The organism is Bartonella sp. AP88HLJMH (genome assembly GCF_042195605.1).
Classification (GTDB): domain Bacteria; phylum Pseudomonadota; class Alphaproteobacteria; order Rhizobiales; family Rhizobiaceae; genus Bartonella.
Genome location: NZ_JBHIOR010000003.1, coordinates 152537 through 162324, shown reverse-complemented (window position 1 = coordinate 162324; position 9788 = coordinate 152537). Strand labels below are relative to the sequence as shown.

The 9788-nt window shown below is 39.7% G+C and carries 8 protein-coding genes, 1 tRNA gene and 1 pseudogene; 6 read left to right on the top strand and 4 right to left on the bottom strand.

All coding sequences use genetic code 11. The annotated features are described in order from the left end of the window. Window positions 1-208 precede the first annotated feature (208 nt). Together groL and groES are read right to left on the bottom strand one after the other, a co-directional pair. Window positions 209-1852: a chaperonin GroEL gene (groL, locus tag ACFIMA_RS02770; protein WP_273790908.1), complete on the bottom strand. Its 1644-nt coding sequence runs from the start codon at window positions 1850-1852 to the stop codon at window positions 209-211. A gap of 58 nt (window positions 1853-1910) precedes the next feature. Then, window positions 1911-2207 carry a co-chaperone GroES gene (gene groES / locus ACFIMA_RS02765; protein WP_005774667.1) on the bottom strand — a complete coding sequence of 99 codons (297 nt, stop codon included), beginning with the start codon at window positions 2205-2207 and terminating at the stop codon, window positions 1911-1913. Between the two features lie 227 nt (window positions 2208-2434). On the opposite strand from groES, the gene fumC reads away from it, so the two are divergent. The 4 genes and pseudogenes from fumC to ACFIMA_RS02745 all read left to right on the top strand — a co-directional run bounded on the left by fumC (window position 2435) and on the right by ACFIMA_RS02745 (window position 6464). Then, entirely contained in the window at window positions 2435-3823 is a 1389-nt protein-coding gene (gene fumC / locus ACFIMA_RS02760; RefSeq protein WP_375611602.1) for a class II fumarate hydratase, read from the top strand. A gap of 133 nt (window positions 3824-3956) precedes the next feature. Beyond that, on the top strand, window positions 3957-4178 hold the full coding sequence (locus ACFIMA_RS02755; RefSeq protein ID WP_375674055.1) for a hypothetical protein: 222 nt from the start codon (window positions 3957-3959) through the stop codon (window positions 4176-4178). Window positions 4179-4729: 551 nt separating this feature from the next. Beyond that, window positions 4730-4947, top strand: a pseudogene (locus tag ACFIMA_RS02750) (lyase family protein); the annotation flags it as partial. A gap of 629 nt (window positions 4948-5576) precedes the next feature. Then, complete coding sequence (locus ACFIMA_RS02745; RefSeq protein ID WP_375621582.1) at window positions 5577-6464, top strand: outer membrane protein; 888 nt, start codon at window positions 5577-5579, stop codon at window positions 6462-6464. A gap of 1618 nt (window positions 6465-8082) precedes the next feature. On the opposite strand, the gene ACFIMA_RS02740 is transcribed toward ACFIMA_RS02745, so the two are convergent. Next, window positions 8083-8167 (bottom strand) — tRNA-Leu (locus ACFIMA_RS02740). Between the two features lie 221 nt (window positions 8168-8388). Here ACFIMA_RS02740 and ACFIMA_RS02735 point away from each other — a divergent pair. Together ACFIMA_RS02735 and ACFIMA_RS02730 are read left to right on the top strand one after the other, a co-directional pair. Next, on the top strand, window positions 8389-8994 hold the full coding sequence (locus ACFIMA_RS02735; protein WP_273790911.1) for a YqaA family protein: 606 nt from the start codon (window positions 8389-8391) through the stop codon (window positions 8992-8994). A gap of 12 nt (window positions 8995-9006) precedes the next feature. Then, the gene (locus ACFIMA_RS02730) at window positions 9007-9579 is read left to right on the top strand and encodes a disulfide bond formation protein B (RefSeq protein ID WP_375677902.1); all 573 of its coding nucleotides are present in this window, start codon (window positions 9007-9009) and stop codon (window positions 9577-9579) included. On the opposite strand, the gene ACFIMA_RS02725 is transcribed toward ACFIMA_RS02730, so the two are convergent. After that, window positions 9559-9711 (bottom strand): hypothetical protein, encoded by a 153-nt coding sequence (locus ACFIMA_RS02725; RefSeq protein ID WP_375677903.1) that lies wholly within the window; start codon window positions 9709-9711, stop codon window positions 9559-9561. The two genes, ACFIMA_RS02730 and ACFIMA_RS02725, sit on opposite strands and share 21 nt — an antisense overlap. Window positions 9712-9788 lie beyond the last annotated feature (77 nt).

Sequence of the window (9788 nt, the reverse complement as noted above, 5' to 3'; positions counted from 1 at the left end):
TGGAACTTCAGCAACCATTGCTTCTGTTGTGATCAGAAGGCTCGCAATTGAAGCCGCATTCTGAAGAGCAGAACGCAAAAACTTTCACGGGATCAACAATTCTTGAAAGCAATCAAATCACCAAATTCACCGGTTGGAAAACATGAAAAAGCATAAAAAAAACGGGCCCAGAAGGCCCGTTTCTTTATTACTTCTATGGAATAAGAGCTTAGAAATCCATTCCGCCCATTCCACCCATTCCGCCAGCAGGCATCGGAGGCATTGGTGTATCTTTCTTTGGAACTTCAGCAACCATTGCTTCTGTTGTGATCAGAAGGCTCGCAATTGAAGCCGCATTCTGAAGAGCAGAACGCACAACTTTCACAGGATCAACAATTCCCAAAGCAATCAAATCACCGAATTCACCAGTTGCGGTATTGTAACCATAAGTGTCAGCATTATTTTCCAGCACTTTGCCCACAATAATAGCGGCTTCTTCACCAGCATTGCTTGCAATCTGGCGCGCTGGTGCTTGTAGAGCACGACGAACGATACTAATACCAGCTTCTTGGTCAGGATTACTTCCCTTAACGGTCAACGCATTTGCTGCACGCAACAATGCGGTACCACCACCAGCAACAATACCTTCTTCAACAGCAGCACGTGTTGCATTCAAAGCATCATCAACACGGTCTTTCTTTTCTTTCACTTCAACTTCTGTTGCACCACCCACACGGATAACAGCAACACCACCAGCGAGTTTAGCAAGTCTTTCTTGCAATTTTTCACGGTCATAGTCAGAAGTTGTTTCTTCAATCTGAGCCTTGATTTGATTGACGCGAGCAGTAATTTCGCTCTTTTGTCCAGCACCATCAATAATGGTGGTGTTTTCTTTAGAAATATTCACTTTCTTTGCACGTCCAAGCATATCCAAAGTGACATTTTCAAGTTTAATGCCCACATCTTCAGAAATAACCTGTCCGGATGTCAAGATAGCGATATCCTCTAACATTGCTTTACGACGGTCACCAAATCCAGGAGCTTTTACAGCAGCAATTTTCAAACCACCACGCAATTTGTTGACAACGAGCGTTGCCAAAGCTTCACCTTCCACATCTTCAGCGATAATGAGAAGTGGTTTTCCAGACTGAACAACAGCTTCAAGCACAGGAAGAAGAGATTGCAAATTAGACAATTTCTTTTCGTGAATGAGAATGTAAGGATCATCAAGATCAGCGACCATTTTCTCAGCATTTGTGACAAAATAAGGGGAAAGATACCCACGGTCAAATTGCATTCCTTCAACGACTTCTAATTCCGTTTCAGCGGTTTTAGCTTCTTCCACGGTAATGACGCCTTCATTGCCCACTTTTTCCATAGCATCAGCGATCATTTTACCGATTTCAGCAGCGCCATTAGCGGAAATTGTTCCCACCTGTGCAATTTCTGCTGAAGTTTGAATTTTTTTTGCTTTTTTGAAGAGGTTTGCCACCACTTCTTCAACAGCAGCATCAATCCCACGCTTCAAATCCATTGGGTTCATGCCCGCAGCAACAGCTTTAACACCTTCTTGCACAATAGCTTGTCCTAAAACAGTTGCTGTTGTTGTTCCATCACCAGCGATATCATTGGTTTTAGAAGCAACTTCGCGCAACATTTGTGCACCCATATTTTCGAACTTATCTTCCAGTTCGATTTCCTTTGCAACGGATACACCATCTTTTGTGATGCGAGGTGCACCGAATGATTTATCAATCACCACATTGCGACCTTTAGGGCCGAGTGTCACCTTAACAGCATTAGCAAGGATGTCGACACCGCGCAACAAACGCTCACGCGCTTCACGGCCAAATTTGACTTCTTTAGCAGCCATTTAATTTCTCCTTGGAGTTTTCTCAAAATAGTACACAATGAAAAACTAAGTGCTTCAATTAGCCCATAATTCCCATAATGTCAGATTCTTTCATGATGAGGAGATCTTCCCCATTAATCTTGACTTCAGTTCCAGACCATTTTCCAAACAAAATACGGTCTCCTGTTTTGACTTCTAAAGGCACGCGCTTTCCGTTATCATCGAGAGCGCCATTGCCAACAGCAATCACTTCGCCTTCTTGGGGTTTTTCTTTTGCTGTATCAGGGATGATAATCCCACCAGCCGTTTTATTTTCAGATTCAACCCGACGGACAACGACACGGTCGTGAAGTGGGCGGAATTGTATATTAGCCATGTTTTAAATCCTTAAAACTGAACATAATTGAATTAATCTTAAAAGTTCTTGCTAGCACTCTCAAATTACGAGTGCTAGCATGTGTTAGATATAAAATCGGCATCTCTCAATGTCAAGAATAGCCATAAAAATAATTTCTCTAAATGAAGCTTCAAAGTCTTGCCTCTTATTGCACTTTCGCGTTATCTATCTTTTTTGAGAACCCGTGAACAAAAAAGGATCTTATCATGGTTGAAACACGTCAGGAAACGGATAGCTTTGGAACGATTTCGGTACGTCAAGATCGTTATTGGGGCGCACAAACTGAACGTTCTCTGCATAATTTTAATATTGGCAGTGAAAAGCAGCCTCTTGCCATCATCTATGCCTTAGTCCTTGTCAAAAAAGCAGCAGCGATTGTAAATATGGGCAAAGGAAAACTACCAGAAAATATTGGAAAAGCAATTATTGCCGCCGCTGATGAAGTGCTTGCTGGCGATTTTGATACGCATTTTCCACTGTCCGTCTGGCAAACAGGTTCTGGCACACAAAGCAATATGAATGTCAATGAAGTCATTGCTAATCGTGCTAGTAAGATTTTGGGAGGAAAACTTGGAAGCAAAAAACCAGTTCATCCCAATGACCATGTCAACATGAGCCAATCATCGAACGATTCCTTTCCCACGGCGCTTCACATTGCCACCACGTTGCAAACACGCCAACACTTACTGCCAATCCTTGAAGCTCTTATTGCGACATTAAAACAAAAAGAGCAAGAATTTGCAGATATCATTAAAATCGGCCGCACCCATACGCAAGATGCAACCCCTTTAACCTTAGGGCAAGAATTTTCAGGCTATCGTGCCGCATTAGAAGCCAATTTTCAGCGTATTGAAAATGCTCTAACCGATGTCCAAATGCTTGCTCAAGGTGGTACGGCTGTTGGCACAGGGCTGAATGCGCCAAAAGGTTTTGACGTTGCTTTTGCGCAAACAGTGAGCACTCTCACAGAAATAACGTTCCAAACTGCCAGCAATAAATTTGAAGCACTTGCCCATCATGGCGCCCTTGCGCATTTCCACGGGAGCTTGAATGCTCTCGCTGCTGATCTGTTTAAAATTGCCAATGACATTCGGTTTTTAGGCTCTGGTCCACGTTCCGGTTTAGGGGAACTCAGTCTTCCTGAAAATGAACCAGGCTCTTCTATTATGCCCGGCAAAGTCAACCCCACACAATGTGAAGCCTTAACCATGGTCGCATGCCAAGTTTTTGGTAATCACACCAGCGTAACCTTTGCCGCAAGCCAAGGACATTTTGAACTCAACGTTTATAAACCTGTTATTGGCTATAACGTTTTACAATCAATTACCCTTCTTGGTGATTGCATGCGTTCTTTTGATATGCATTGCATTCAAGGATTACGAGCCAATCGTGTTCATATTCACTCACTCATGGAGCGCTCACTCATGTTAGTCACAGCTCTTGCACCAGAAATTGGCTATGAAAAAGCTGCTGAAATTGCCAAAGCAGCGCATAAAAATGATACAACTTTGCGCACCGAAGCATTAAAAGCAGGTGTTTTTGTAGAGGATTATGACCGATTAGTTGATCCTAAAAAGATGATTGCTCCCCAATAAACAACCCACTAAAAAAGATGCAAACATCTTAAAACAAATCTTTCTGTCAAAAGATCGGGGTGTAAACACCCCGATGATGACCGATAACAATTACCCACAGCGTTCATTTTAGGCTCTGATCCGCATTTATGCTATGGGTGGTTTTGTTGCTTATATTGTACTTAAAAGGCACAACGGTTTTGCAAAGGCATGGATAGTCATAGCTCAACACCCAATGGCTATACTGGCAGAAAGTGATTTAAATGGATATGACCTTAAGGTGTTTTTCATTCTAGCTTCGCGTCTTGATTTTGAAAATCTATTAGCTATCAACCAAACAGAATTAGCTCAAAAAAATCGGTATTATCGGTATTAATAGACATAATTTCAATCAAAGTATAAAAAGATTAATGAATTCATCGTAGTTACGCTTTACAATGTTATCATTATTGATAACATTGGGTAGATAACTCTTATCTCAATGAGATAATGTGTTTATTTATAATGATAATCTAGCGTTATCCATATTGAACGAGAATCCTAAAGACCGTAAGATTTTCTCATTTTAAATCGGTCCCATGTTGCATCAATCAAAATCACTGACTTGCACATCACAAACGCAATGAATGTATGAATAGAAATTGTATCCGATAAGGACTACAAACGCCTCTAATGAACCACCTCAAGTGCCAAGGACTGTCACAACGGACAAAAGGGGCCTCTGTCACAACATTGTGGAGAGGACTGTCACAACACCCCACGAACTGGCAAATATAGTAATGGTACCGGCGTGCTCCTTTATGAAGCGTAAAAGAGGTGCTCAATAGATTTATTATTATACCATTCACAATCGCTGTCATGAAATGGGTTTAGGAACATTGAGAAATGTCTCCTTTATGAAGCATGAAGATGGGAGTGCTCAATAGAGGAACAGCTGTTGGAACAAAATTCAATGCACCGAAAGGTTTTGACCTTTGCTGAAACAATCAGCTCTCTAACGGGGATATCCTTGACAGCTCGCAAGAAATTGGAGGCATTTGCCCATTATAGCGCCCTCACCCATTTCCACAAAAACCTGAATGGCACGCGCTAATCTCTTTAAAATCGCCAACGACATTCAGTTTTTAGGCTCTCATCCACGTTCCGTCTTTAAGCGAACGGAACGGAGAGTTTATCCGTTTTACATGACGTATAAGAAACCTCATGAGACTTGAGATTCTCGCACTTTACTCCTTCTTATTCTTCGTATTCCATTCAATCAATCAAAACTATTCGCTTGGATTATCATAAGCAAAAGTGGCATATAGATAAAAAAGAAATAAAGTCGCTCATCCCCTCAAGTGCTCAAAAGGCTATCGCAATACAAAGCTACGCAACATCAGAAACGAGCAAAGAATATGATGGTGCCAATATGCATTTTTTACGATCAATTGAATATGTAAGCACATTGATGTCAATCATAATGGATAATACATTTAATAACAAAAAGTGTTTTAATATGTATAAAATAATGTTTTTTAAATAAGTAAAAAGCTTATTTACTATACTATAATTTTTTCTAAAACACAGAGAACACTGAAGGCGTATAAAAAAATCCTGAAAAATCAATATAAACCCGGCATAATAGCATGAAAACAAGTTTTAAGAACGCTTAAATATGGATAATTATAGAGTTTTTGAGTGTTTTAGTTTTCATAATGATATTAAGTATAGATTTTTTTAACCAATTTGTATATAATACGATTTGTATCTGAAATAAATTGGGGACGTTTTTATGAAAACAAAATGTTTAGTTGCACTATCTATTTTCACCTTCATTACCGCTTCAACAGCGCAAGCAGCAGATACGGTAATCTTTAAGCAATCAGAACCGAAGGTTTCATTGCAAGATGTTTCATCGTCACGTATTTCACCGGTTACTGTTTCTGCGCCTTTTTCTTGGTCTGGTTTTTATTTTGGAGGACAAATTGGATATTTTTCCAATAAAAATACTCTAAATTACGCACAAGAAGCTAGGGACGGAAAATGGGCTTGGGTTGATAGAGATTTATCACCGAAACTATCAGGATTGAGAGCAGGTTTGTATGCAGGTTCTAATATTGATCTGGGAGATCTTGTTTTCGGTTTTGATACCGATATGGTCTGGTCTGGAAGGAAAAGCACCCAAACAGACAATGGAAAGAAAATTCTAGATGAATCAAACTCCATTAACATTGCCTTTAAAAAAGCTGGGATTCCTATCATAAAACCTGCAGCTCAGGGTGAAACGATATCCAACTATGGTGACATTGTTGTTAGCAGTGTAACATTGAAAGAAACGTGGTCTGGTGCCACGCGCGCGCGTATTGGTTTTGCTTCCCATCGTCTTATGCCTTATATTGCAGGGGGTATAGCCTATAGACAGATGCAATATATCATGTCACTTTTATCAAAATCGCAAGAAGATTCGACAATTTTTGCTTCTGGCAATGTGTTAGATGAGACAAAAACAATGTTTGGTTACACTGTTGGTGGTGGTTTTGATCTTGCAATGACAGATAATATCATCATGCGTACAGAATATCGTTATTCAGATTTTTTTAAAAAGAAATTTGCAAACGATAACCTTAAAATCTCTTCTCAAACGCATGATGTTCGCTTTGGTATCGCTTATAAATTCTAAGTTTTGTAGAAAAATTGAACGATTAAAAAACCCTGTTAAAAACGGGGTTTTTTAATGCCCCTTTCCCCCTAAAAAGACGTAGATTCTAAAAACCTGTACTAAACTGTAAACAAATAGTCACGAAACAATAAAGCCTCTCCCTCTCTTAAAGCAAGCTCCTATCCTCTCAGCCTTTCATGTAATGCCTTTGGAATATAAAGCTTTACCATCATACCACTGGGCGCCATCGTAAAATAAATGAGAGCCGTTATTTAAGAGATATTTCTTTAAAATAAATATAGATATTGTGCATCAATTGCAGTTTTATAAGATGATGTTGACTTGGCCTCCCCGCTCTTAAAGGATAAAGATTCTAAAAACCCATTTTTAAACACCCATTTTTAAACACCATGTCCGTTTATAAAAGCACAAAAACCCTTGGAGACTCTTGGGAGATATTGGGGGATATTGGGCGGGCTTCTTTGGGCTCCTCCTCATGGAATGCCCTTAAATCTCAAGCAAGACAAACACTGAAGAATATCCAACACACACCGAAAAAAATACTGTAACGTTTCAAGGAAGTATGCCCTATATGACCACACTTCAAACAACAGTATTTTACCGCTATTATATGCCAAGAGTGGAGAGAGAATATTGCGGTTCTCTGTTTATGTAATTTCTGTAACGAGAAGACAGCTTCATTTGGAGAGAACATGAAGTTGTCAAGGTAAAAAAACAATTTCCAACCTTACCATTTCCCTCTGCTTTACAACTTTCAAAAGCCTCTAAAGCAAAATCTTTTAAGCCTCTCATGCTCCTGCCTTTTAAAGAGTGGAGATTACGCACTACCCCATGTTTTTGTTGCTCACATATCTTTTTGGCGATCACGCCCCTCATGTCATACGACAACGCTTCAAACCAAACACACTCAAATTCAAGACACTTTGGTTGCCAATTCACATGCGTGTTTTAAAGAAACAGCTCTCAAAACCCTCAAGCCCATTTTGCGAAAGCACCTACAAGAATATAAAATCTATAAAGCCTCTAAAGCATAATCTTTTAAGCCTCTCATGCTCCTGTCTTTTAAAGAGAGGAGATTACACATTGCCCCATGTTTTTGTTGCTCACATATCTTTTTGGCGATCACGCCCCTCATGTCATACGACAACGCTTCAAACCAAACACACTCAAATTCAAGACACTTGGGTTGCCAATTCACATGCATGTTTTAAAGAAACAGCTCTCAAAACCCTCAAGCCCATTTTGCGACAGCACCTACAAGAATATAAAATCTATAAAGCACCATCTCTACACTTCATAAAAGTGCAAGCAGGCACCCCCATCCATCATACACTTTAACCTCCAATGATGCCCTTGAAACGGCATAAGAGGCATTTTTATTCATTTTTTGTAAAATTTCACTCCACGCGAGCTCATCTAGCTTGTAACGCACGAGCGACATGATTTTGGTTGATTTACTATAAGCAGACTTGAAATGAGAGAATCCTACGGTATTCGAGGTTTTTCATTCAACATACAAAACATTGAACACGGTCTATAAATTCCATGTTTTATAAATCCCATGTTCTATAAAACAACGTGATGCACCATAACAGGATAAAGGAAAATATTTATGAAGTGGTGCGGGTGGTCGGACTCGAACCGACACTCCTCTCGGAACCAGATTTTGAGTCTGGCGCGTCTACCAGTTCCACCACACCCGCACACTGCTATAAAAGACAGGACTATAAAAGACAGACTTGTCGATTATTCCTTTGCACTATATGAAGAAGAACAGATTCGTCAACAGAAGACTTCTCATTTTTTAAGAATTCATATCATTTTCTTATCTATTTTATGAAATACTTTCTTTATTGGATTTCTCTACCGGATTTATAGCAATCTCATTTGTAAAGTCTTTACCTCTTAAACTTATAAAAGCCTCATGATATTAAACAAATTAAAGCTTTGGACGATTTCTTTAGCAAATCGGCGTACAGCACCACACTGGCTTGGTTTCATTGCCTTTATTGAAAGTTCTGTTTTTCCAATTCCCATAGATGTTTTATATATTCCGATGCTTCTTATCCATCAAAAGCGGGTTTATCGCTATGCTTTGATTGCGACAATCTGTTCTGTATTAGGAGGCATTGCCGGTTGGTTTATCGGACATTTTGCCTATGATACCCTTGCCAAACCCATTTTAGAAATTTATGGTAAGGTTGAAAGTTTTGAATCACTGAAAAATAGTGCAACCCTGCAATTTCTCATCATTTTACTGATAACATCAGGTTTTTTTCATCTTCCCCCCATCAAGATTGTCACAATTTTGGCCGGTGTAATGAGTGTACGTCTTGAACTTTTCATGCTTATTTGTATTTTTTCTAGAGGCGCTCGTTTTTATCTTCTCGCGTGGCTGATTAAACATTTTGGACAAAAAGCAATGAATTTTCTAGTACAGCATTTCAAATGGATTGTTCTCATTGGTTGTGTTAGCCTCCTTTTAATTTATGGGATTTTCATAGCTTTTTTAAACAGGAAGCTTTTATAAGGAACAGACTTAATGGCATGCGTTTTGTCTTCTCACCCACTTTTACACAAACACCTTCATCTTGAACCCAGCAGAAAAGAACAAAGTTTATGGGCTTTTTTTCTCGCTTTTTGCTTGTCTGCCACAATAGGGATTGCCCTTGGTTTTGAATATTTCGGAGGATATCTTCCTTGCGATTTATGTCTCATAGAGCGTTTTCCTTATTATGGAGCCATACCATTTTTGCTCTTAGCAGGTTTTGGAGCATGTTTTTTTCGCATAACTGCTTGGATACAACTTTTATTTTTTTGTGTTTTTGTCTTAATGTGCATCAGCCTTGTTTTAGCCGTCTATCATGCGGGTGTTGAATATGGCTTTTGGGAAGCTCCCCTCAGCTGTGGTTTAAGCGCAGTCAGAAAAACCTCAGACATTAACCAGCTGCTTAACCAATTAAACAACATTCATCCCCCTTCTTGTTCTGAAGCATCCGCACGCTTTCTTTTTCTCTCATTTGCCGGTTGGAATGTCGTCTCAAGCCTATTTTTCTCCCTTATAAGCCTCTATATTACTTCAAAAGGGCTCCTTTCAATCCATAAAAAACTCTAACCATAAAATAGAAACGAAACCGCGCGCACTCGTTCTCTCCAATCGCTTCCCCCTAACCAACACCCCTCCAATCACCAATCCCCACCCAAAACCACCCACCGCCAAACCAACCCACCCACACCAACGAGTCACCAACATCCCTCCTCTAGCGTTGTACTCAAAAGACAAAAATAAGCAGATACATCCATTTTATGGTTTCACCTCTCTGT

Bases quoted from the DNA above. Each gene is read 5' to 3' on its own strand.
- groL (WP_273790908.1), bottom strand. From the start codon at position 1,852: ATGGCTGCTAAAGAAGTCAAATTTGGCCGTGAAGCGCGTGAGCGTTTG.
- groES (WP_005774667.1), bottom strand. From the start codon at position 2,207: ATGGCTAATATACAATTCCGCCCACTTCACGACCGTGTCGTTGTCCGT.
- fumC (WP_375611602.1), top strand. From the start codon at position 2,435: ATGGTTGAAACACGTCAGGAAACGGATAGCTTTGGAACGATTTCGGTA.
- ACFIMA_RS02755 (WP_375674055.1), top strand. From the start codon at position 3,957: ATGGGTGGTTTTGTTGCTTATATTGTACTTAAAAGGCACAACGGTTTT.
- ACFIMA_RS02745 (WP_375621582.1), top strand. From the start codon at position 5,577: ATGAAAACAAAATGTTTAGTTGCACTATCTATTTTCACCTTCATTACC.
- ACFIMA_RS02735 (WP_273790911.1), top strand. From the start codon at position 8,389: ATGATATTAAACAAATTAAAGCTTTGGACGATTTCTTTAGCAAATCGG.
- ACFIMA_RS02730 (WP_375677902.1), top strand. From the start codon at position 9,007: ATGGCATGCGTTTTGTCTTCTCACCCACTTTTACACAAACACCTTCAT.